Genomic DNA, 19,775 nt, shown 5'->3' with positions numbered 1-19,775 from the left:
CAAATGTCCTTATTCGGTTAACAGGTACTCAAGATCGCGCACGGAATCCAGTGTTTGCAGTTGCCGCAGCTGCGCCAGTAACGGCTCGGCCTTGACCGGTGAAATGACTCGCAACGCCAGACTGAAAAACTTCTCCTCCAGCGCCGCCTCGCTCAGCGGATTGCCCGGAGCGCCCAGCGGGACCTCGACACACAAGCTCGCCTGGCGCCCGTCGCGGGTTCGCACCACGACCACCGGCTCGCCATCCTCCGACAGTCGCTCATCCACTTCAAGGCGAATGCGCGTCAGCCAGTGAGCGATGCGCGGATCGTTGCGTGGCTGCTCATCGTAAGCCTCGAGTCGGCAATGACCGTGCACCAGTCGCGCGGCGAGGGCGTAGGGCAGGCTCATCTGCGCAGCGGCCAGACTTTGGATGTCGCGACCGCCGCACATGTCGAGCAGAAACCCGCACAGGTGCACCTGGATGTCTTCCACCTGATCGGCGCCGACCTGCAATTGCTCCAGCAACAACCCAAGCGCATCGATGGCCGAATGGGTGCCACGGCACGCGGCATAGGGTTTGATCGAGCAGCGCGCGAGTTTCCAGACCTTTCCCAAATCGGCATCCAGCGCATCCGGTTGTGCGCTGGCCGGCGCCAGGGTCTTGAGAAAACCACCCCAGACATCCTCGAACAACACCGACGGCCCGCTGACGCCTTCGCGAGCAAAACGCGCGGCGAGCAAGCCACCCTCGGCCGCCCGGCCACTGTGCAGTTTTTTGCTCTGCGAACCGTCGTGGATGAACGCCCACAACCCGCCGCTGAAACTGCCGGCGATGCCTAGTGCCGACACGGTCTGCCCGACATCCAGCGCAAAGATCCGCGCACAGGCTGCCGCCGCGCCGAACACGCCGCAAGTGGCGGTGGAGTGCCAGCCGGCGCCGTTGTGCGCCGAATAACTGCCGCAGGCTTCCAGCACCCGCCGGCCGATTTCGTAGCCGATCACCACGACGGTGATGAACTCGCGACCGTCCACCGGCCGATCCACCAGTGACAGCGCCGCCATCACCGCCGGCAACACCACCGCGCCCGAGTGATCGCAACCGCCGGTGTCGTCCAGCTCCAGCGCATGGGCGGCGATGCCGTTGAGCAAGGCCGCATGCCCCGCGCCGACCCGCAACGATGAACCCCAGACCAACGCGGTGCCCGGCTCGGCGCCGAACACCTGCCGTGCCTGAAGCGCCACCGCACTGTCAGCCCCGGCCAGCGCTGCGCCGAAGGTGTCGAGAATGTGCCGCTTGGCCTGTTCCACCAACGCTGGCGGCAGGTCTTCAAAGCGGGTCTCGACGCAAAACTGCGCCAGCCGCTGCATGCGTTCCGTCATACGAGGTAGTCCCGATAATGGCGCTCATACACCGACGCCGGATGATCCTGCGTGACCGGCGCCGCCGTTTGCGCCCACCACTGCGCGACTTCGGCTCCGGTGGCGATCCACACGTCGTCATGCTGCTGAATGCCTTGCAGCAATTCGCGCAGCACACCGATGCGCCCCGGCGTGGCGATGATTTCCGGGTGCAGGCGCAGCACGTAGCACAGGCCGAAGCGGTGGAACCCGGCGAAGTCCATTTGCAGGTTGCCCAGGGTGTGGCTGTAGGAAGCGATCCGCGATTGTGCCGGCGGCACGGCCGGGCTCAGGTTGAAGGCGAAATAAGGTTCGTCTTCCAGTTCGTAATGCAGCGGCAGCTCGACCACTTCGGGCGCGGTCGGGTGCAAGAACGGTAGATCATCGCCGCGCCATGAGGAAGACCAGTGAATGCCGTGATCTTTTAAGGCTTCGATGAAGCCCGGCGCGCCGTTGCCGGCGGGAATCCGGAAACCGGTCGGACGCACGCCGGTCAATGCTTGCAGCGCTGCACAACCCTTGGCGACTTCCGCGCTTTGCGCCGCCAGATCCAGCGTGTCGTAATTCTGATGGCGGTAACCGGCGCAGGCGATTTCATGGCCGTCAGCCAGAATCGCGGCGATGTGCTGCGGGTTTTCCTCGGCGACGATGCCGGGCACGAACCAGCTGCTGCGCACCCCGAGTTCCCTGAACAGGCCGAGCAAACGCTCGACGCCGCGTTGCGTGCCGTAGCGCCACACCGACAGCGTCTTGTCGCGCCCGGCGACTTCCGGGGCCTGGGTGAGAATGCCGTGGATGTCGTTGTAATCGACGGTCAGCACCACCGCGCAGCGTTTGCCGGCGGGCCAGAGGTTGTCAGCGTCAGCCATGGTGATGCTCCTTCAGCCACCAGCGGGCGACGTCGCGGCAAGTGGCGAACCACACGTCATCGCGCTGGCGCATGTGCTCGAAGAGTTTCTCCAGCAACAGGATGCGCCCCGGTTTGCCGGTGATTTTCGGGTGGAACAGGGTGGTCAGGCACAGGCCTTCGTCCATCGCGCCGTCGTACTCGCGTTGCCAGTTGTCGAGGGTCAGCTCGTAGCTGGCAGTGCGGTCGAGCCCGGACGGGAAGTTCGGTGCGCGGGTGTAGGCGAGGGAGGCGTAGTCGTCCATTTCCCAGCGGCCGGGAATCTCCACCAGCGGCGTGTCATGGCCGGGGACGTTGACCAGATACGGGCGGTCATCGCCGCGCATGCTGCTGGAATAGATGACACCGTTGTCGGCCAGCATCGCCGGGGTTTCGGCGCGCCAGTCGCCGGATGGGGTGCGAAAACCTTCGGCGCGGATGTGCAGGTATTGCCAGAACACATCGCGGGACTTGTTCATCACGGCCTGCTGCTGGTCCAGCGTCAGGGCGTAGAAGGATTCGTGTTTGTAGCCGTGGTAGGCGACTTCATGACCGCGCTCGACGATGGCCTGGCACTGTTTCGGCCAGTTTTCCACGACCCAGGCGGGGACGAAGAAAGTGGTCGGGATCTTGAAGGTGTCGAGCAGATCCAGCAGGCGTGGCAAGGCGCGGTAGGGGCCGTAGCCGCCAAAGCCGAAGTATTCGGGTTTGTGCCAGATCGAGTTGTTGAGCATGGCATCGCCGGTCGGGCCGTCGAGGTCGAAGGCCAGGGCGAGGCAGGCTTTGTGCTGGTCGGGCCAGGTGGGTTGCAAGGAGGACATCGATAACTCTCCAACTGTTCACGACCCCTGTGGGAGCTGGCTTGCCAGCGATGAGGCCGGTACATTCAACATTGATGTCGACTGATCGAGCGCCATCGCGGGCAAGCCCGCTCCCACAGAGGAACCAGTTACTTACCGGCGTTGATGGTCACATCCTTGATCGCACCCAGTTCCAGATCCCACTTCTTCAGGATCGCGTTATAGCTGCCGTCATCCACCATGCTTTGCAACGCCACCTTCACCGCTTCACTCAGCTCAGGCTTTTTCTTGCTCACCCCCAGCCCGGTGAACTGCACGGAGATCGGCTGGCCGACCGTCTTGTACATGTCCTTTTCCTGGGTCTTGAGGTACGACAGGGTTTCGCTGCCCTGCATCGCCGCGTCGATACGGCTCTGGCGCAGTTGGGCGCGGGCGTCGGCCGAGCCTTCGGTGCCGATCACGTTGATCGCTGGTTTCCCGGCGGCTTCACAGTTGGCCTTGCTCCACTCGGCGATTTCCGCCGGGAACGTCGTGCGGCGGCTGGTGCCGACTTTCTTGCCGCACAGGTCGATGATCTCGTTGGTCGCTGCGTTCTTCTGCAAGGTGTAGAACTGCGGGCCGCTGGTGAAGTAGTCGACGAAGGTCACGCTGGCCTGGCGCTCGGCGGTGTCGGTCATGCCCGACAGGACCATGTCCACGCGGTCGGTGGTCAGGGCGTTGATCATTTGCTCGAAGCCGGTTTCCTGCCACTTGATCTTCACCCCGAGGCGTTCGGCCAGGGCGTTGCCCAGGTCGTAGTCAAGGCCGGTGAGCTTGTTGGTGGCCGGGTCCTTGAAATCCATCGGCGGATAGTTGGGCATGATCGCGACGACGATCTCGCCTTTTTCCTTGATGCTGGCCGGCAACTCGGCGGCCACGGCGACACCGCAAGACATGAGGGAGGTGAGTACTGCTGGAATGACGAAGTTCTTCATGGACGTTCTCTTATGAGTGTTGTGAAGGCCAAAGGGGCCTCAGGTTCGAACGGCAGAAATGAAGCTTTGGGTGCGCGGGTTTTGCGGACTTATTAGTATTTCTTCGGGGCTTCCAGCCTCCACGATCTGCCCGCCGTCCATGAACACCATGCGGTTGGAAACCTCCCGGGCGAAGCCCAGTTCATGGGTGACGACGATCATGGTCATGCCGGTCTGCGCCAGATCGCGCATCACCGACAGCACCTCACCGACCAGTTCCGGGTCGAGTGCCGAAGTGGGTTCATCGAACAGCATAAGCTTGGGTCGCATGGCCAGCGCGCGGGCAATCGCCACCCGTTGCTGCTGACCGCCCGACAACTCGATCGGGTAGCTGTTGCGTTTGTCGGCCAGGCCGACCCGGGCCAGCAGTTCCAGAGCTTCTTCGTGCGCCTCCTTGGGCGAACGCTTGAGCACCTGACACGGGCCTTCGATGATGTTTTGCAGCACGGTCATGTGCGGGAACAGGTTGAAGCGCTGGAACACCATGCCGGTGGCCAGGCGCTGGCGGGCGATCTGCGACTCGTTGAGTTCGTGCAGCTTGTGCCCGACCACGCGGTAGCCGACCAGTTCGCCGTCGACCCACAGGCCGCCCTTGTCGATCTTTTCCAACTGGTTGACGCAGCGCAGCAGGGTGCTCTTGCCCGAGCCGGACGGGCCGATGATGCACAGCACTTCGCCTTGCTCGACCTCGATGTTGATGTCCTTGAGCGCGTGGTACTGGTCGTAATATTTGTTCAGGCTCACGGCCTTGACGATGTTTCTCATGTTCGACTCCTCAAGAACGCTTGCCGGCGCCGCGAGCGAAACGACGCTCCAGACGGCTTTGACCAAAGGACAGGACGGTGACGGTGGCCAGGTACCAGATACCGGCGACGATCAGCAGCTCCATGACCCGGGCGTTGGCGTAGTAAATGTTCTGGGCGTTGTAGAGCAGTTCCGAGTACTGGATGACGCTCGCCAGCGAGGTCATTTTCACCATGCCGATGAACTCGTTACCGACCGGCGGAATGATGATCCGCATGGCCTGCGGCAGGATGATCCGGCGCAGCGCCTGCAGGCGCGGCATGCCGATCGATTTGGCTGCTTCGTACTGGCCGGTGTCCACCGACAGCAGGCCGGCGCGCACCACTTCAGCGGTGTAGGCGCCCTGGTTGATGCTCAAGCCGAGCAGGGCGGCCACGAACGGGGTCATCAGGCTCACGGTGTCGAGTTCGAACAGGCCGGGGATGCCGATGGTGGGGAAGATCAGCGCCAGGTTGAACCACAACAGCAGTTGCAGGATCAGCGGCGTGCCGCGAAACAGCCAGGTGTAGGTCACGGCCACGTAGCGCAGGATCGGGTTGGCCGACATGCGCATGATCGCGGTGATCACGCCGAACACGATGCCCAGCGCCATGGCCAGCACGGCCATGATGATCGTGTTGAACAGGCCCCACATGATCGCTTCGGAGGTGAGGAACTGGCCGATGTACGACCATTCGATCTTGCCTTCGGCGAAGGCCCGCACCAGACCGATGATCGCGATGACGATCACGGTGGCGAAGAAGATCCGCCCGTAATAACGCCGTGGCACGTGCTGGTACTGGGTAATGTCGAACTGGTTTTCCGCCAGTTTGCGCTCCGCCTGGAGTCGTTCTGCCTGAGTCTGGCTCATGGTGTTTCTCCGAACTGTACTTTCAAATCCACCGCATTCCACTGTGGGAGCGAGCCTGCTCGCGATTGCGGTAGCACTCTCGACATCTCTGCTGGCTGATCCATCGCCATCGCGAGCAGGCTCGCTCCTACAGGGTTTGCGTATTGGCCGTTAGAGGCGGAAGCCCTGGTAGTTTTCGGTCCACTGCCGCTGCGCGGCGAGGGCGGTTTTCAGGCGGCCGATCTGCTCGCGCACCTGTTGCGGTGCGGTACCGCCCCAGCCGCTGCGGGCTGCGATGGCGGCTTCCAGGGTCAGGCTGTCACGCACGTCTGCCGTGAGGCGCGGGTCGATCTCGGCCAGCAGCGCCGGCGAGGCTTCCCACAGTTCGATGCCGTGTTTCTCGCAGGCCTGCACCAGCGCGCCGGTGATTTCGTGGGCTTCCTTGAACGGCACGCCGCGCACCGCCAGCCAGTCGGCGACTTCGGTAGCCAGGGTGAAACCCAGCGGTGCCTGACGCCGCAGTTCCTCGACGTTGACGGTCATGGTCGCGACCATCCCGGCCATGGCCGGCAGCACCAGCAGCAGGGTGTCGACGCTGTCGAGCACGCCGTTCTTGTCTTCGCTCAAGTCGCGGTTGTAGGACAGCGGCAGAGATTTGAGCGTCGACAGCAGGCCGGTCAGGTTGCCGATCAGACGGCCAGCCTTGCCCCGGGCCAGTTCGGCGATGTCGGGGTTTTTCTTCTGCGGCATGATCGAGCTGCCGGTGGCGTAGGCGTCGTCCAGATCTACCCAACGGAACTGGCGCGACGACCACAGGCAGAACTCTTCGGCCAGACGCGAGATGTTGATCCCGAGCATGCTGGCGATGAACAGGAACTCGGCGACGTGATCGCGGCTGGCCACGGCGTCGATGGAGTTTTCGCAGACCCCGGCGTAGCCCATTTCCTTGGCCGACTGCTGCGGCTGGCGAGCGATCGCGGAACCGGCCATGGCTGCGGCACCGAGCGGAGACAGCGAGGTGCGCGCGTCCCAATCCACCAGGCGTTGCACGTCACGCAACATCGATTGCGCGTGGGCCAGCAGGTGATGGGCGAACACGATCGGTTGCGCTTGCTGTAAGTGGGTGAAACCGGGGCAGATGCTCTCGACGTGCTGCTCGGCCTGATCGACCAGCGCCGTTTGCAGGGCCAGCACTTCCACGGCCAGGGTGCGGACGTGATCCCGCAGAAACAGGCGCAGGTCGTTGGCAGTCTGGTCGTTGCGCGAACGGCCGGCGCGCAGCTTGCCGCCCAGCGCGCCGAGGCGTTCGGTCAGCAGGCGCTCGATAAAGGTGTGAACGTCTTCGTCGTCCAGGGTCGGGGCGATGCGCCCGGCAGCAAAATCGGCACCGATGCCGTCCAGGGCTTCGATCATCGTGCGGGTTTCCTGCTCGTCGAGCAGGCCGGCACGTTGCAGTTCCCCGGCGTGGGCCTTGGAGCCGGCCAGATCGTACGGCGTCAGGCGGAAATAGCGCTCAGGGCAACGGGACAGGGCCGCCAGGGCTGCGGACGGGCCGCTTTTGAAACGGGCACCCCAGAGACGGTCGGTGGTTTGAGACATTTGTTGTTTTCCTCGTCGGTAACGCGAACTGAAATCGGTGTGCTGGGCCCTGAAAAATCGTGCCGGCCAATTAGTGGACAGAAGCGGCAGACAGAATCAGGCCAAAGCAGTTTTCAAGAGGGCAGTTGCAAGAGACAAGAGCTGATCGAAGTGTCAGCTTTTAATGTTTGGCGATCAGTGAGTTGGCACTGATGTTCGGGATTTTCTGGCGGTTGCCAAGGCTGGTTTTCTGTGATCATTATTATTAGCCGGCGATGTTTTTGTTGTTGGACACAGATTGTTGAACATTGCGCCAGAGGTAAATCAGCATTATGGAAACCCCACTTTCCAATTCCGGAAACCCACCGGTCAAAACCGCTCACCGGGCACCTTTGGCCCTCAGCGGACTGGATTTCAAACTGCTCAAGGTGTTCAAGGCGGTGGTCGAGGCCGGCGGCTTCAGCGCGGCGCAAAACGAGCTGAATGTGGGCCTGGCCGCGATCAGCAAACAGATCTCCGACCTGGAAATCCGCATCGGCATGCGCCTGTGCACCCGTGGCCGCGAGGGGTTTCACCTGACCGAAGAAGGGCGTCTGGTGTATCAGGCGTCGATTGATCTGTTTGCTTCGGTCGACAACTTTCGTGACCGGCTTAGCTCCGCGCAGAACGAACTTATCGGCGACCTTGGAGTGGGAGTGGTCGACAATACAATTAGCGACGATAATTCACCGTTAGTTGCCGCGCTTAGAAAGATAAATGAACATTCGCCGAAAGTAAGGTTTCAACTTCAGGCGACCCAGTTGGATGAAGTGGAAAGAGGCGTGGTAGAGGGGCGCTTAGTTGCCGGAATAGTCCCGGTTTATCAAAAGCGCGAAGAGTTCGATTATTACCCGCTCTATGAAGAACGCTCGCAGGCTTACTGCGCCGTCGGTCATCCGTTGTTCGAGATGCCGGCGGAGCAGATGGGCGGCAACGTGCTGCAGGATTACGAGTGCATCAACCACCGCTACGCAATCCATCGCGACAAGCTCAACTTCGCCCGCTACGACAGCTTTTCCGCCTCGGCGACCCAGGTCGAAGCAGTGGCATTGTTGATCAAGACCGGGCGTTTCGTGGGCTTTCTACCGCAACACTACGCCGCCACGCTGGTGGCCGCCGGGCAGTTTCGCGCGGTGTGCCCGGAACTGATCCACTTCGTCACGCCGTTCAATTTGATCCTGCGCCACAACACCGTGCGCAGTCCGTTGGTCAAGGCGTTCGCCCAGGCGCTGGGGGTTGATCTCAAGGCGACGGCGTGAGGATCAGACGCATGGCGCAACGTCGCTCGCCGGGCAAACCGTGAGCGATTTCATCGCGCAATACGTGGTTCAGACGCGCATCGCTGTCTTCGGCGTTCAATAGCGCAAAACCCATGCGTTGATAGAACGGCGCATTCCACGGCAGATCGCGAAAGGTCGTCAGCGTCACCGCCCGAAGTTGCCACAGACGCGCCTGTTCAATCGCCGCCAACAGCAACTTGCGACCGACGCCCCTGCCCTGAAAGTGTTGGCTGACGGACAGTTCCTCAATGTGTAACTGATGTTCGACCGTCACCGCCCTTAAAAAACCTGCAAGTTGCCCGTCGTTGTTTTCCGCCACCCACAGTTCACCCCGTTCAATGGCCGGCAAATGCGCCGAAGCCTGCGGCACAGCGGCATCCGCCAGCCAGGCCAGTGAAGAGTCGAGGCGAAACAGCGCGGCGGCCGAACGCTCGATGGCGGGGAGGGCGATGGCATCAGCTGCAAGGGCCTGTCGCACGGTAAAGGTCATCAGTCGCGGTCCCTGTGGAAATCACGTCGCGCAGGTTAAGGCGCCAGCCACAGCAACACATAATCGTTTTTATCGAAACGGCCGCTCAACGCAGGCTGCAACGCCCCGAGCGGCGTGCCTTGCAGCGCTCGATAGTCGCTGCGATCCATCATCAACCATGCCGGCCCCTTGAGTGCTTCGAGCGCTTGCGTGGTTTCGCTGAACTGCGGTTGCAGATCCTGATCGACGTTGACCATGAACTTGATGGCCTTGGCGTCCTTGCCCATGCCGTGCAACACCAGCGGCGCGGGTTGCGCGTGGATTCGCGCAAGCGCAGCCTGGCTGAAGGTTCGCGTGTCGTAGAGCAGCCGTTCCACCGGCTCGAACACCAGAACGTAGGCCGACCAGACCGCCAGCACAGCGCTGAACGCGAGGACTTCGGTTCGCCAGCGCGGTCGCCACAACCGTGACAAAGCGGCCAGTTGCAGCAATCCCAGCACGATCATTACCAGCGTCAGATCGGTCAACGACTCGGGAAACCGCCGCTTCGCCACCCACAACAAGACGATCAACAATGCGGGAATCAACAACCACAATCCCTGCATGCCGACGCGCAGCCAGGCAAACACCCGGCCGTGCAGCACCTGAAACGGATACGCCGCAATGATCGCCGCCATGGGCAACATCGGCAGCAGGTAACGGGCCTTTTTCGCTTGGGGAATCGACAGCCCGACCATCACGATCAACCCGGCAGCGGCGCAATACTGCACCAGTCGCAAGGCCGGGCCGCGTTGCCGGGGTTTGCTCAGCCACGCCGCCGCCAGCGCGAGCAGTGCCAGCGGATACGCCAGCGCGTAGTTGCCCAGGGAGCTGGTGAAGTAATACAGCGAACCGCTGACGCCTTCGCTGCCGTCCATGCGCCCCATGAACTGCATGCGGATCACGTCCTGCCGAAACGCCGGCCCGCCGCTGACCTCCGCCAGCCACAACAACAGCCCCACACAAGCCGCCAGCAGCAGCGACGCCAGCACGCCGAAGGTCAACAAGCGTGACCATTGGCGATCCAGCAGGTAGTAACTGCAGAGCATGCCGGTCGGCACCACCAGCCCGATCGGCCCGCGAATACCGAACCCCAGCAGCAACAGAACGAACACCAGCGGCCAGCGTCGACCGGCAGCGAAATGGTCGGGGGCATAGCCGAGGTAGAACACCGAAAACGCCACGGCGGCGAGCATCAGGTCCTGCGACACCGCGCGGGTCTCGGTGATGAAGGTGCTGGTGAGCATCAACAGCGCGATGCTGACCACCGCCCAACGCACGGATGAGGGCGCGAGCAAGCGATACATCAACGTCACGATCACCGCGCCGGCGACAGCGCTCGGCAGCCACGCCGTCAGGCTGTTGACCGCCCCGAACGGCAACGACAACAGCCAGATGAACAGCGTCGACAGCGCTGAATAATCGGCGTACGGCTCACCGTAAGTGGTGGGAAATACACTGGGCCCGTGCCGCAGCATTTCCTGGGCGAACAACACGAAGCGCGAGTCAAAACCGATGGGCGCCTGCCCGTACACGCCGGCGATGAACAGCAGAAACGCCAGCAGCCCTGCGATCAGGGACTGCCGGCGCCGGACGGGAGACAGCGCGATCAAGCCACGTCCGAGGCGTGCGGCCACTGCTGCAAAGGAATCGGCAGGGAGCGCGATTCGCCACGGCCCATCGGGAAGTAATGGAAGCCGTTGCGGGCCAGGCGTTCGGCGTCGTACAGGTTGCGTCCGTCGAAGATCACCGGGGCCTTGAGACGTTGTTGGATCAGGTCGAAATCCGGCGCCTTGAACTGCTGCCATTCGGTGCAGATGATCAGCGCATCGGAACCGGCGAGTACCGATTCCGGGGTGCCCATCAGCATCAGTTTTGATTCGTCCGGGTACAGATGCTGGGTTTCCTGCATCGCTTCCGGATCGAACGCGCGCACATTGGCGCCGGCGGCCCACAGCGATTCGAGCAGGACCCGGCTCGGCGCGTCGCGCATGTCGTCGGTGTTCGGTTTGAAGGCCAGGCCCCAGACGGCGAAGGTCTTGCCGCGCAGTTCGCCCTTGTAGAACGCGTTGATGCGCTCGAACAGTTTGTGTTTTTGCCGCTGGTTGATTGCTTCCACCGCTTGCAGCAGGTCGCTGGAGCAGTGCGCCTCTTCGGCGCTGTGGATCAGTGCGCGCATGTCTTTCGGGAAGCACGAACCGCCGTAGCCGCAACCGGGGTAGATGAAGTGATAGCCGATACGGCTGTCGGCGCCGATGCCCTGGCGCACCGACTCGATGTCCGCGCCCAGGTGTTCGGCCAGTTCGGCGATCTGGTTGATGAAGCTGATCTTGGTCGCCAGCATGCAGTTGGCGGCGTACTTGGTCAGCTCGGCGCTGCGCAGGTCCATGAACATGATGCGGTCGTGGTTGCGGTTGAACGGCGAGTACAGGTCGCGCATTACGTCGCGTACTTCTTCGCGTTCGCAGCCGATGACGATCCGGTCTGGACGGCGGCAATCGGCGACGGCTGAGCCTTCCTTGAGAAATTCCGGGTTGGAGACGATATCGAACTGCAACAGACGTCCGGCCTTGACCAAGGCTTTGTCCAAGTGCGTGCGCAGGGTGTCGCCGGTGCCGACGGGTACGGTGGATTTCTCCACCAGAATCAGTGGCTGTTCACGGTGCCGGGCCACCGCGTCACCCACCGACAGCACGTAACGCAGGTCGGCCGAACCGTCTTCTTTCGACGGGGTGCCAACGGCAATGAACGCGACCTTGCCGTGCTGCACCGCGAGTTTTTCATCGCAGGTGAATTGCAGGCGCCCGGCGTCCAGGCCTTCGCGGACCAGACTGGCCAGCCCCGGCTCAAAGATGCTGACGTGACCCTGGCGCAGCAGCTCGACTTTTTTCTCATCGATGTCCATGCACACCACGTCATGGCCGACCTCGGCCAGCACGGCGGCCTGCACCAGGCCGACATAACCGCTACCAAACACTGTGATTTTCATGGCGAACTCCTCAATTCGGGCGCACGGGCCGGACGAGTGTTGATGGTGATGACCCCGAGCATGACCAGCGCCACACCCAGTGATTTAGAGAAACTGAAGGATTCGTTGAACAGCGGCAGGCTGGCCGCCAGCAGGTACACCAGCGCATAGCTGATGCTCAGCAGCGAATAGGCCCGGCCCAGCGGCAGATCGCGCAAGGCGGCGAGCCAGCAGAGCATCGACAGTGCGTAGGCGAAGATCGCCGCCAGCACCACGGCCAGCGCGGTTGAATCGACGCTGGGCACGGACAGCCACTGATCCGGCCGGGGCAGGCGCGTCACGCTCCAGCGCATGCTCAATTGCGCCACGCTGACCAGCAGCACACTGGCCAGGGCGAAGACGATTCCACGACGCGGGTTCATGACTGTTGCCCCAACAGCGCCACGCCACCAATCACCAGCAACACGCCGAACCAGTGCTGAACGTCTACGGGCTCCTTGAATGCGAAGCGGGCGATCAGGGTGATGATCACGAAATTGAGGCTGAGCATCGGGTAGGCGATGCTGACCGGCAGGCGCTGCAACACCAGCAGCCACACCAGCAGACCGGCACCGAGGGCAAACAGCGCCAGCCACAGCCACGGCGAGCGCACTTTGCGCGACCACGACAGGCTCGCGCCGCGCCAGCGCTCGACGGCGAATTTCTGCGCGACCTGGCCCAGGCAGGTCAGCAGGCAGGCGAGCAGCAGCAGCCACAGGCTCATGACGCCTCCTGCGGAAGAATCATGATCACGAGGTTGCCTTGCTCATAACGAACGCCGTCCTTGGGCAATCTGTCGAGTTCGTCCAGTTCGTCTTGCCCCTTGACCCGCATCACCACGCCGACCGCACCGGTCCTGCGGGCTTCGCGCATCCACTGTTGCACCTGATCGGGGTCGACCCGTTGGTGAATGCCGTCAGGATAGGCAAGGCCATATTTCAATTCGCCTATCGTGTTGTACAGCGCCACCTGCGGGCGTTTGAGGCGCCAGGACAGGGCCGACGCGGCGCCCAGGTCGTTGCTCAACAGGTGCGTAGTGGTCGCCAGTTCCGTCTGGTGGGCGAGGACGAACTGGTCAGGCATCTTGTTGGCGACCACCGATTTGGGCAGTGCCGCCGGCAGCAATGCGATCAGCAGCAGGCTGCCCACTGCCGGCGCCGCCCAGCATTGCAATGGGCGGAAGGCTTGCAGCAGGTTGCTGATGATCCAGCCGGTCAGGGCAATGAACACCAACACCAGACTGTGCAATTCGTGGTCGTACAGCGGGCGCTTGAGCTGCACGTAAACCAGCCCGACCAGCGTGACCAGTCCCAGCAACAGGTTCAGCAGGCCATTGAGACCCAGCGCCCGGCCGTGCTCCAGACGCAAGCGATCGGCCAGCGCGTGGCCCAGCAGCAACGCCAGCGGCAGCAGGCACGGCAGGATGTAGGTCGGCAGCTTGCCGTTGCTCAGGCTGAAGAACAGCAGCGGCATCAGCAGCCACAGGCCGAGAAACGCGATGCCGGTGTCGCGGCGGGTCTGCCACGCCTGCTTCAGCGCCACCGGCAGCATCCCGACCCACGGCAGACTGAAGGCCACCAGCAGCGGCAGATAGAACCACCACGGCGCGTCATGCTGGGCGTCGTCACCGGCAAACCGACGAATGTGCTCATGCCAGAAGAAGAACCGCCAGTAATCCGGTTCCTGACCGTGCACCGCCAGCACCCACGGCAGGCTGACGATGATCGCCACCGCGATGGCCACCGGACCGTACAACAGCAATTCCTTCCAGCGCTTTTGCCAGAGCATCCACGGCAACGCGATCAGCACCGGCAACAGCCAGGCGAGAAACCCCTTGGTCATGAAGCCCATGCCGCAGGCCAGACCCAGCACCGCCCAGCCGGCGATCCGCTGACCATTGGAACGGCTGTCGAGGGCAAACCACAGCGCCACCAGACTCAGGTTGACCCAGAAGGTGAATTGCGGATCGAGGTTGGCGTAACCGGCCTGGCCGGCGACGATGACGAAACTCATGTAGAGCAGAGCGCAGACGAAGCTTTTGCGCGGGTCATTCCACAAACGGCGGGCGATGAGAAAACACAGCAGCACGCTCAGCCCGGTGCTCAGGGCCGAGGCAAACCGCACGCCGAACAGGTTCTGCCCGAACACGGCCTGCCCGAGGGCGATCATCCAGTAACCGGCTGCCGGTTTTTCGAAGTAACGCAGGTTCATGAAATGCGGCGATACCCAGTTGCCGCTCAGCAGCATTTCCTGGCTGATTTGCGCATAACGGGTTTCATCGGGAATCCACAAACCGTGGCTGCCCAACGGCAACAGATAGGCCAGCAGGAAAATCCCAAGCAACAGCGGCAATGCCCAGCGTTTGCTCATGCGCCTTGCACTCCCAGCCAGCCTTCACGGCCTTCGAGGGCTCCGCGGTGCACGCGGCCAACGGGCAAGGTGTTGAGAAACTCGGGCAGCAAATCGCCCAAGGGCTGAAAGTTGATATGTCGCTGGCGTGCGTCGGCCAGCAGTCGACGAAAGTCTTCGGCCATCAGAATCCCTTCTACTTCGGCGTGAATGGTGTAGACGTTGAGGTTTTCAGGGCGGAACCGGTCGAGGATGAAGGCGTTGAAATCCTTCGCTGTCACGCTCGGCCCGACCACCTCATCGAAGGTCGGCAGGTCCACCGGAATCTGCGGCGCACCGACCGAGCCATCGGCCAGCAACGGACGGAACACCCGCTGCCCACGGCAATCGCTGTTGTAGCGAAAGCCGAAGGCCTGCTTGGCTTCGATCACACGCTCGTCCGCGCGCCAACCGGCGGCGGCCGAGCACGTGACCTTTTCGCCAAGGATGTCGCCCAAAGTGTCGACGCCCTGACGGATCTGCTCGACCAGTTGCGCATCGCTCCAGCGCCCGGCATTGGCCTGCCAGCCATGGTGGTCCCAGGCGTGCAGGCCGACTTCGTGGCCGGCGGCCCGGGCCTGACGCATCAGGTGCCCGAGGTCGCGGCCGATCGGCTTGCCCGGCCAGGCGGTGCCGGCCAGCAGGATGTCCCAGCCGTACAGGCCGGCGGCGTTGGAGCGCAGCATCTTCCACAGGAACTGCGGACGGATCAGGCGCCACAGGTGCCGGCCCATGTTGTCCGGGCCGACACTGAAGAAAAATGTCGCCTTGATCTGCGCTTCATCGAGGATCTCCAGCAAGCGCGGCACGCCTTCGCGGGTGCCGCGAAAGGTGTCGACGTCGATGCGCAAACCGGCCTGCATTAACGCTTGCTCTCGATTTCGGCCATGGCCTCACGCAGGAAGAAATCCAGCGTGTTGCCGATGGTCTCGCGCATTTCCACGGTCGGCGTCCAGTCCAGCAGCCGCCTGGCGTTGGCGATGCTCGGTTTGCGGTGCTCGACGTCCTGGTAACCGGCGCCGTAGAACGCCTTGCTTTCCACGTCACGGAAACCGGCGAACGGCGGGAAGTTGCTGCGCAGCGGGTGAGCCTCGAACTGGCGCAGCAGTTCTTCGCCCAACTGGCGGATGCTGGCCTCATTGTCCGGGTTGCCGATGTTGATGATCTGGCCGTTGCAGACGTCGTTGTCGTTATCGATGATCCGCGCCAGCGCCTCGACGCCGTCGGCGATGTCGGTGAAGCAGCGTTTCTGCTCGCCGCCGTCGAACAGGCGGATCGGCGTGCCTTCCACCAGATTGAGGATCAACTGGGTGATGGCCCGGGAACTGCCGATGCGCGCCGAATCGAGGCGATCCAGCCGTGGGCCCATCCAGTTGAAGGGGCGGAACAGGGTGAAGTTCAGGCCCTTGGCGCCGTAGGCCCAGATCACCCGGTCCAGCAGTTGCTTGGACACCGAGTAGATCCAGCGCTGTTTATTGATCGGGCCGACGATCAGGTTCGAGCGGTCCTCGTCGAAGTGCTTGTCCTGGCACATGCCATAGACTTCCGAGGTCGACGGGAAAATCACGCGCTTGTTGTACTTGACGCAGTAGCGCACCAGTTTCAGGTTTTCTTCGAAGTCGAGTTCAAACACCCGCAGCGGGTTGCGCGTGTATTCGATCGGCGTGGCGATGGCCACCAGCGGCAGCACCACGTCGCATTTCTTGATGTGGTACTCGATCCACTCCGAGTGAATGCTGATGTCGCCTTCGACGAAGTGAAAACGCGGATGGCTGCGCAGGCGGTCGATGGCGTCGGAGCCGATGTCCAGGCCATAGACTTCATAGCGCTCGTCACGCAGCAGGCGCTCGGACAAATGGTTGCCGATGAAGCCGTTGACGCCAAGGATCAGCACCCGTGTACGGCGCGGGCCACGGCCGGATTCGGCACCGCGCAGCAGCGAGCCGTCCACCAGACCCAGCTCATTGGCCAGTTGCGGGCCGCTCAGGTACAGGCCGTTGTCGTTGCGCTGGCCGGCGTTGATCACCAGCGAGTCTTCACCGCAGGCGATGCGCAGCGGATCGACGCTGATGACGCGGCCCGGTGCCTGGCCTTCGTTGCCCTTGACCACGTCGGCGCTCCACACGATCAGTTTGTGCTCGCCCACAGCGCAGAAGGCGCCGGGGTAAGGCTGAGTCACGGCCCGCACCAGGTTGAACAGTTTTTCGGCCGATTGCGCCCAGACCAGTTTGCCGTCCGCCGGGGTGCGACGGCCGAATACCGTGGCCTGGGATTCGTCCTGCGGAGTTTCTCGCAGTTTGCCGTGCAACATCGCCGGCAGTGCATCGCGCAGCAGGTCGCTGGCGGTGATCCGCAGTTTGCCGTGCAGGCTCAGCGCGGTGTCGCTGCGTTCGATGGCCACACGCTGTTGGGCGAGGATCGCGCCGGCGTCGGCGCGCTTGACCATGCGGTGCAGGGTGACGCCGGTCTCGGTTTCGCCGTTGACCAGCACCCAGTTGGCCGGAGCGCGGCCACGGTAGCGCGGCAGCAATGAACCGTGCAGGTTGAACGCGCCTTTTTTGGCCAGCGCCAGCAATGGCTCGCTCAGCAGATTGCGGTAGTAGAACGAGAAGATGTAATCCGGGTCGAGCTTGGCGATCCGCTCGATCCACAGCGGATGGTTGGCGTCTTCCGGTGCGTGAACCGCGATGCCTTTGTTGGCGCACAGTTGCGCAACAGAGGCGTAGAAGGTGTTCTCCTTCGGGTCATCGGCATGGGTAAATACCGCCGCAATGTCATAGCCACTGTCGAGCAGGGCTTGAATGCCGGCGCAGCCAATATCGTGGTAAGCGAAGACAACGGTTTTTGCGCTCATGAGAGAACCTGATCGGACGTGGAGTTGGAAGTGAGGCCGTCAACGGTGATGGCAGGGGCCGGCGTGGCGGGGTGCCCGCGCAGGACCTTTTCGATGAAGAAACGCGGGCGGGCACGCACATCGCTGTACATCCGGCCCAGGTATTCGCCGAGCAGGCCCATGCCGATGAACTGGCCGCCGGTGAACACGAACAGCACGGCGAACAGCACGAACAGGCCGTCGCCGGCCCATCCGGCACCAAAGGCCAGGCGCATGAAGATCAGCGCCGCCGCGAACAGCACGCCGAGCCCGGCCATGGCAAAGCCGACGATGCTCAGCAGGCGCAACGGCGTGGTGGTCATGCAGGTGATCAGGTCGAACATCAGGTTGATCAAACGCATCGGGCTGTACTTCGAATCACCGTGCTCGCGCTCGGCGTGGGCCACCACGATTTCGGTGGTGTGGCGGGCGAAGCTGTTGGCGAGGATCGGAATGAACGTGCTGCGTTCGCGGCAGGCCAGCATCGCGTCGATGATCGTGCGGCGGTAGGCGCGCAACATGCAGCCGTAGTCGCTCATGGCGACGCCGGTGGAGCGCTGCACCGCGAGGTTGATGAGTTTCGACGGATAACGGCGCAGCGCCGAATCCTGACGGTTGCCGCGCACGGTGCCGACCACATCAAAGCCTTTTTCAGCCTCGGCCACCAGGCGCGGGATTTCTTCCGGCGGGTTCTGCAGGTCGGCGTCGAGGGTGATCACCACGTCGCCCTTGCACTGCTCGAAACCGGCCATGATTGCCGCGTGCTGACCGTAGTTGCGGTTGAGGATGACTGCCACGAACGGGCTGTCCACGACCGAGGCCGCCTCTTCGAGCAATTGCGCGGAGGCGTCGCGGCTGCCGTCGTCGACCAGCACGATTTCGTAATCATGATGCAGTTGCTGGCAGGCGGCCTGGGTACGGCGCAGCAGTTCCGGCAGGCTGTCTTCTTCGTTGTAGACCGGGATGACGATCGACACGCAATGAATCGGATAAGGTCTCACGGGCGTTTCCCCATCAGGTGTTCAATGGCTCCGACGACCCGGTCCAGATCCTGGTCGGTCATGTCGGGAAACAAGGGAATCGAGCACAGCCGCGCCGAGTTCCACTCGGTGTCGGGCAGGGACAGGTGCGGATCACGCTGGCGATACCAGGTGTGCAGGTGGGTGGCGATGAAGTGGATGCCGGTGCCGATGCCCTGATCCTGCAAACCCTTCATGAAGGCTTCGCGGTCCATGCCGCACCGCTCGCTGTCGATACGCAGGATGAACAGGTGCCAGGCGTGCTGCTGGGCGTATTGCGGCACCGCCAGCGGTTGCACCGGCAGGCCTTCGAGTTTTTGCAGGTATTGCGTGGCCAGTTCGGTGCGACGGGCGTTGATCGCGTCCAGACGCTCCAACTGCACCAGGGCAATCGCGGCGTTGATGTCGGCCAGGTTGTATTTGAATCCGGGCTCGATCACCTGGGCCTGGGGTTTGCGGCCATGGGTCAGGCGGTCGTACGCATCGACGCCCAGACCATGAAACTTGAGCATGCGCACGCGGTTGGCCAAAGCTTCATCATCGGTGACGAACATCGCGCCTTCGGCGCAGGTCATGTTCTTGATCGCGTGGAACGAGAAGATCGCGGTGCCTTGCGAACCCACGTGGCGGCCCTTGTAGCGGGTACCGGCGGCGTGGGCGGCGTCCTCGATCACGGCGATGCCGTGTTTGTCGGCCAGGGCGTAGAGCGGATCGAGATCGAACGCGGCGCCGGCGTAATGCACGGGAATGATCGCTTTGGTGCGCGGGGTGATGGCGGCCTCGATGCGCGCGGCGTCGGTCATCAGGGTGTCGCGGTCGACATCGACGAACACCGGCGTGGCGCCGAGCAGGGAAATCATGTTGGCGGTGGACACCCAGGTCTGCGACGGGGTGATGACTTCATCGCCGGGGCCGACTCCCAGCGCCAGCAAAGTTACATGCATGGCCCCGGTGGCTGAGGAAAGTGCCACGGCGTGCCGACTACCGACATAGTTGCCGAAGTGTTCTTCCAATGCCTGATTCTTCGGCCCGGTGGTGATCCAGCCCGAACGCAATACTTGTTCGACGGCGGCAATTTCTTCTTCGCCGATACTGGGGCGGGAAAACGGGAGAAACGCTTGACTCATAAGAACCTCGGGGCGACAGCCATCCTTCAGCCAATTGCCTGAAAAACACGTGTTTTCAAGGGTTTGAAGTACCGCCCGGGGAATGCCTGATTGACTTTTGCGTCCCCGGACGGCACGTTGTGAGCCATTCGGGGCCCACTGGATGCAAGTAAGGTTATGCGCGTTTTTGTGAAAGGAACATGAAAAAGCGGTTGGCGAATCGTCTATCTGAAACTTATACAGCCACCGTTCAGACTTCTTCCGTT

Annotated in this window: 18 protein-coding genes; 1 reads left to right on the top strand and 17 read right to left on the bottom strand. The window is 62.6% G+C overall.

Annotated features, from left to right (window positions below; genetic code table 11):
* Window positions 1-9 precede the first annotated feature (9 nt).
* The 7 genes from K3819_RS15550 to argH all read right to left on the bottom strand — a co-directional run bounded on the left by K3819_RS15550 (window position 10) and on the right by argH (window position 7,311).
* Window positions 10-1,362 carry an MmgE/PrpD family protein gene (locus tag K3819_RS15550; protein WP_221397401.1) on the bottom strand — a complete coding sequence of 451 codons (1,353 nt, stop codon included), beginning with the start codon at window positions 1,360-1,362 and terminating at the stop codon, window positions 10-12.
* Window positions 1,359-2,249, bottom strand: a complete 891-nt coding sequence (locus K3819_RS15545) for a polysaccharide deacetylase (protein ID WP_221397400.1) — start codon at window positions 2,247-2,249, stop codon at window positions 1,359-1,361. Before K3819_RS15545 ends, K3819_RS15550 begins: the two co-directional genes overlap by 4 nt.
* Window positions 2,242-3,087 carry a polysaccharide deacetylase gene (locus K3819_RS15540; RefSeq protein WP_085730857.1) on the bottom strand — a complete coding sequence of 282 codons (846 nt, stop codon included), beginning with the start codon at window positions 3,085-3,087 and terminating at the stop codon, window positions 2,242-2,244. Before K3819_RS15540 ends, K3819_RS15545 begins: the two co-directional genes overlap by 8 nt.
* Window positions 3,088-3,215: 128 nt before the next feature.
* Entirely contained in the window at window positions 3,216-4,040 is an 825-nt protein-coding gene (locus tag K3819_RS15535; RefSeq protein WP_074690517.1) for an ABC transporter substrate-binding protein, read from the bottom strand.
* Window positions 4,041-4,079: 39 nt separating this feature from the next.
* Window positions 4,080-4,844, bottom strand: coding sequence for an amino acid ABC transporter ATP-binding protein (locus K3819_RS15530; protein WP_039768627.1), 765 nt, complete (start codon window positions 4,842-4,844; stop codon window positions 4,080-4,082).
* A gap of 10 nt (window positions 4,845-4,854) precedes the next feature.
* Window positions 4,855-5,733, bottom strand: a complete 879-nt coding sequence (locus K3819_RS15525) for an amino acid ABC transporter permease (RefSeq protein ID WP_011334265.1) — start codon at window positions 5,731-5,733, stop codon at window positions 4,855-4,857.
* 150 nt (window positions 5,734-5,883) lie between these two features.
* Window positions 5,884-7,311 (bottom strand): argininosuccinate lyase, encoded by a 1,428-nt coding sequence (argH, locus tag K3819_RS15520; protein WP_221397399.1) that lies wholly within the window; start codon window positions 7,309-7,311, stop codon window positions 5,884-5,886.
* A 311-nt stretch (window positions 7,312-7,622) separates the two neighbouring features.
* Between argH and K3819_RS15515 the strand changes: the two genes are divergently transcribed.
* Window positions 7,623-8,588 carry a LysR family transcriptional regulator gene (locus tag K3819_RS15515; protein ID WP_221397398.1) on the top strand — a complete coding sequence of 322 codons (966 nt, stop codon included), beginning with the start codon at window positions 7,623-7,625 and terminating at the stop codon, window positions 8,586-8,588.
* Here K3819_RS15515 and K3819_RS15510 read toward each other — a convergent pair.
* From K3819_RS15510 to arnB, 10 genes are read right to left on the bottom strand one after another with little or no spacing between them, the layout of a single operon-like run.
* Window positions 8,572-9,099 carry a GNAT family N-acetyltransferase gene (locus K3819_RS15510; protein ID WP_221397397.1) on the bottom strand — a complete coding sequence of 176 codons (528 nt, stop codon included), beginning with the start codon at window positions 9,097-9,099 and terminating at the stop codon, window positions 8,572-8,574. The genes K3819_RS15515 and K3819_RS15510 overlap by 17 nt on opposite strands.
* A 35-nt stretch (window positions 9,100-9,134) precedes the next feature.
* The gene (locus K3819_RS15505; protein ID WP_221397396.1) at window positions 9,135-10,730 is read right to left on the bottom strand and encodes a glycosyltransferase family 39 protein; all 1,596 of its coding nucleotides are present in this window, start codon (window positions 10,728-10,730) and stop codon (window positions 9,135-9,137) included.
* Window positions 10,727-12,106 (bottom strand): UDP-glucose/GDP-mannose dehydrogenase family protein, encoded by a 1,380-nt coding sequence (locus K3819_RS15500; RefSeq protein ID WP_064596803.1) that lies wholly within the window; start codon window positions 12,104-12,106, stop codon window positions 10,727-10,729. The genes K3819_RS15505 and K3819_RS15500 overlap by 4 nt, the downstream gene beginning before the upstream one ends.
* A complete protein-coding gene (gene arnF, locus K3819_RS15495) occupies window positions 12,103-12,507 on the bottom strand; it encodes a 4-amino-4-deoxy-L-arabinose-phosphoundecaprenol flippase subunit ArnF (RefSeq protein WP_221397395.1) in 405 nt (134 codons plus the stop codon). Before arnF ends, K3819_RS15500 begins: the two co-directional genes overlap by 4 nt.
* Window positions 12,504-12,848: a 4-amino-4-deoxy-L-arabinose-phosphoundecaprenol flippase subunit ArnE gene (gene arnE / locus K3819_RS15490; protein WP_221397394.1), complete on the bottom strand. Its 345-nt coding sequence runs from the start codon at window positions 12,846-12,848 to the stop codon at window positions 12,504-12,506. Before arnE ends, arnF begins: the two co-directional genes overlap by 4 nt.
* A complete protein-coding gene (gene arnT / locus K3819_RS15485) occupies window positions 12,845-14,494 on the bottom strand; it encodes a lipid IV(A) 4-amino-4-deoxy-L-arabinosyltransferase (RefSeq protein WP_221397393.1) in 1,650 nt (549 codons plus the stop codon). The genes arnE and arnT overlap by 4 nt, the downstream gene beginning before the upstream one ends.
* Window positions 14,491-15,375, bottom strand: a complete 885-nt coding sequence (gene arnD / locus K3819_RS15480; protein WP_221397392.1) for a 4-deoxy-4-formamido-L-arabinose-phosphoundecaprenol deformylase — start codon at window positions 15,373-15,375, stop codon at window positions 14,491-14,493. The genes arnT and arnD overlap by 4 nt, the downstream gene beginning before the upstream one ends.
* Complete coding sequence (gene arnA / locus K3819_RS15475) at window positions 15,375-17,366, bottom strand: bifunctional UDP-4-amino-4-deoxy-L-arabinose formyltransferase/UDP-glucuronic acid oxidase ArnA (protein WP_221397391.1); 1,992 nt, start codon at window positions 17,364-17,366, stop codon at window positions 15,375-15,377. Before arnA ends, arnD begins: the two co-directional genes overlap by 1 nt.
* Complete coding sequence (gene arnC, locus K3819_RS15470; protein ID WP_221397390.1) at window positions 17,363-18,385, bottom strand: undecaprenyl-phosphate 4-deoxy-4-formamido-L-arabinose transferase; 1,023 nt, start codon at window positions 18,383-18,385, stop codon at window positions 17,363-17,365. The genes arnA and arnC overlap by 4 nt, the downstream gene beginning before the upstream one ends.
* Window positions 18,382-19,530: a UDP-4-amino-4-deoxy-L-arabinose aminotransferase gene (gene arnB / locus K3819_RS15465; protein WP_221397389.1), complete on the bottom strand. Its 1,149-nt coding sequence runs from the start codon at window positions 19,528-19,530 to the stop codon at window positions 18,382-18,384. The genes arnC and arnB overlap by 4 nt, the downstream gene beginning before the upstream one ends.
* Window positions 19,531-19,775: the final 245 nt, after the last annotated feature.

The sequence above is a fragment of the Pseudomonas sp. 3-2 genome, from assembly GCF_019710535.1.
GTDB lineage: Bacteria > Pseudomonadota > Gammaproteobacteria > Pseudomonadales > Pseudomonadaceae > Aquipseudomonas > Aquipseudomonas pharyngis.
The sequence above is the reverse complement of the archived record's forward strand: the minus strand, read 5'-3'. Positions and strand labels throughout refer to the sequence as shown.

Excerpts from the sequence above, each read along its gene's own strand:
- K3819_RS15515 (WP_221397398.1), top strand. The coding sequence starts at position 7,623 with ATGGAAACCCCACTTTCCAATTCCGGAAACCCACCGGTCAAAACCGCT.
- argH (WP_221397399.1), bottom strand. The coding sequence starts at position 7,311 with ATGTCTCAAACCACCGACCGTCTCTGGGGTGCCCGTTTCAAAAGCGGC.
- K3819_RS15535 (WP_074690517.1), bottom strand. The coding sequence starts at position 4,040 with ATGAAGAACTTCGTCATTCCAGCAGTACTCACCTCCCTCATGTCTTGC.
- K3819_RS15500 (WP_064596803.1), bottom strand. The coding sequence starts at position 12,106 with ATGAAAATCACAGTGTTTGGTAGCGGTTATGTCGGCCTGGTGCAGGCC.
- arnF (WP_221397395.1), bottom strand. The coding sequence starts at position 12,507 with ATGAACCCGCGTCGTGGAATCGTCTTCGCCCTGGCCAGTGTGCTGCTG.
- K3819_RS15510 (WP_221397397.1), bottom strand. The coding sequence starts at position 9,099 with ATGACCTTTACCGTGCGACAGGCCCTTGCAGCTGATGCCATCGCCCTC.
- arnT (WP_221397393.1), bottom strand. The coding sequence starts at position 14,494 with ATGAGCAAACGCTGGGCATTGCCGCTGTTGCTTGGGATTTTCCTGCTG.
- K3819_RS15530 (WP_039768627.1), bottom strand. The coding sequence starts at position 4,844 with ATGAGAAACATCGTCAAGGCCGTGAGCCTGAACAAATATTACGACCAG.
- arnB (WP_221397389.1), bottom strand. The coding sequence starts at position 19,530 with ATGAGTCAAGCGTTTCTCCCGTTTTCCCGCCCCAGTATCGGCGAAGAA.
- K3819_RS15545 (WP_221397400.1), bottom strand. The coding sequence starts at position 2,249 with ATGGCTGACGCTGACAACCTCTGGCCCGCCGGCAAACGCTGCGCGGTG.
- K3819_RS15525 (WP_011334265.1), bottom strand. The coding sequence starts at position 5,733 with ATGAGCCAGACTCAGGCAGAACGACTCCAGGCGGAGCGCAAACTGGCG.
- arnE (WP_221397394.1), bottom strand. The coding sequence starts at position 12,848 with ATGAGCCTGTGGCTGCTGCTGCTCGCCTGCCTGCTGACCTGCCTGGGC.
- arnD (WP_221397392.1), bottom strand. The coding sequence starts at position 15,375 with ATGCAGGCCGGTTTGCGCATCGACGTCGACACCTTTCGCGGCACCCGC.
- K3819_RS15540 (WP_085730857.1), bottom strand. The coding sequence starts at position 3,087 with ATGTCCTCCTTGCAACCCACCTGGCCCGACCAGCACAAAGCCTGCCTC.
- arnA (WP_221397391.1), bottom strand. The coding sequence starts at position 17,366 with ATGAGCGCAAAAACCGTTGTCTTCGCTTACCACGATATTGGCTGCGCC.
- K3819_RS15550 (WP_221397401.1), bottom strand. The coding sequence starts at position 1,362 with ATGACGGAACGCATGCAGCGGCTGGCGCAGTTTTGCGTCGAGACCCGC.